Genomic DNA, 2,067 nt, shown 5'->3' on the forward strand with positions numbered 1-2,067 from the left:
CGCGCGCGCTTTCACCGACATCGCCGGCGTTTTGGCGCGAGCCCGGCCCGGGCGGGAGGAGGCGAAAGCTTTCGCCGCGCTCGGCGAGCGGCTCGATCGCATCGAGAGCCGGCTGGACGAGCAGCCGGCGGCCAATGCGCGGCCGATCCGCAGCGCGCTGGCGCGGCTCGAGTCCCGGCTCGATCTTCTCGCGAGCGAGGACCGAGGCGCCGGATTCGAACAGGCGGTGAAAGGTCTCGACCGGCGGATCGCCGATATTGCGCGCCGGCTCGACGACGAGGCGTCGCACGCCCGCGCGGCGAAGGCGCCGCCGCCTTCAGTTGGCGCCGCCGGGATAAGCGACGATGGGTCGCCGCGCGGCGCGGCGCCGCGTTTCGACGCCCTCCAGCAATCGATCGACTCCATCGCGCGGCGATTGGACGGCTTGCGCCAGGACTCGACCGAACGCGCCGATATCGAGATCGTCGCGACGCGTCAGGCCGAAGAGCTTCGCCGCGATATTCAAGACATGGCGAAGGCGATCCGCGAGCTTGCGCCGCGCGCGTCCATCGCCGCGATCGAGACGACGCTGCGCGACCTTTGCGCGCGCGTCGAGTCGCAGCGCGAGCGGGGCGTCGCGGATAGCGCGCTCGCGCCGGCCGAACGGATCGTCGGCGAATTGCGCGCGGTGATGAAGGATCTAGATCCGAGCCCGTTCGTGCGCAATCTTCGCGTCGACATCGAGACCATCGGCCATCGGCTCGACAGATTGCAAGCGCAATCCCTCGACGCCTCGGTCGTGCGCGACCTCGCGCGCGAGACGCATGAGATCAAACGCCAATTGGCGACGCTGGTCGCGCGGCCGATGCCGCTCGAAAAGATCGAGACGCGGCTTCTCGATCTTGCCCGGCGCATCGACGGGCTGAATTTTTCTTCCGGCGCCTCGGCGGCGGATTTGGGCGAAATGATCGGCGCCATCCGCTCCATCGTCTCGGCCGAGACAAGCAAGAATTTCGAGACCTTCAACAATCGTCTGGAGCAGATTGCGCGCAAGCTCGACGATGTCGCCGCCCGCGCCGACGCCGCGCCGCTCGAAGAATTCGTCGCGTCGCTCGCCAAGAAGATCGACTCCGCGCTCGACGGAAAGGCCCAAGAGGCGCAAGCCCACATGCCGGCGATCGAAGAGATCGGCCGCAAGATCGACCGGCTCGAAACGCGTTTCGCCGAAGCGCCGGCGGCCGAGCCTGGCGCCGACCGCCAATTCGCCGATCTCGCGACGCGCATCGACGAGCTTCGCCTGACGCTCGCGCAGCGCATCGACGGCGCCGCCGACGGCGGCCAGTTCGATCCCCAGGCGCTCGAACGCCAGCTCGCGCAGCTTTCCTATAAGATCGACCGGCTCGACGATCCTGCGGCCAATTCCTGGCTCGGCTCCTTGCTGTCGCGCCCCGACCAGCATTCGCGGCTCGACGAAATATCGGAGCGGCTCGAAAGCATGCAGGCCGCGCTCGAAAGCCGCGTCGAGGACGGCGCGCGGATCGAAGCGCGTCAAAGCGATCTCGCCGCTTTGGTCGAGAAGCTCGCCTTGCGCATGAATGAGGCCGTCGACCTCGAAGCCGATGGCGCGCGGGGGAGCGTCGAATCGAGGATCGACGATCTTATCGAGCGCATGGATGGCGCGCGCGTCGCGATGACGGACGCCGCGGAAGCGGCCGTTCGCCGGGCGACGCAGGAGATACTGCGCGAGGCGGCGGGCGTCGACGTGAGCGCGCTGCGGGCGACGGTCGAAAGCGAACTCTTCGACATCCGCAAGGCGCAGGAGGAAAGCGGCCAGCGCGCCCGGGAGACGCTGACCGCCGTGCATGACACCCTGGAGCGCGTCGTCGACCGGCTCACCCTGTTCGAGGAGGAGCTGAACGAGTTGCGCGCCGCGCCCGCAAGGCGCGAGTCGGCGCCGGCAGGCCAGTCGTTGGAGACGGACGAAAGGAGCTTGCATCGCTCCTCCGTGCAGGCGGATTTCATCGCCGCCGCGCGCCGGGCCGCTCAGCAGGCGGCGCTCGAGGCGGACCTGCAGCAGGCGCGGCGGGC

Annotated in this window: 1 pseudogene; it reads left to right on the forward strand. The window is 68.9% G+C overall.

The features are described 5' to 3' along the window. Positions 1-2,067, forward strand: a pseudogene (locus V3H18_RS16505) (peptidoglycan-binding protein); the annotation flags it as partial.

Source organism: Methylocystis borbori (genome assembly GCF_036576025.1).
Classification (GTDB): Bacteria; Pseudomonadota; Alphaproteobacteria; order Rhizobiales; family Beijerinckiaceae; genus Methylocystis; species Methylocystis borbori.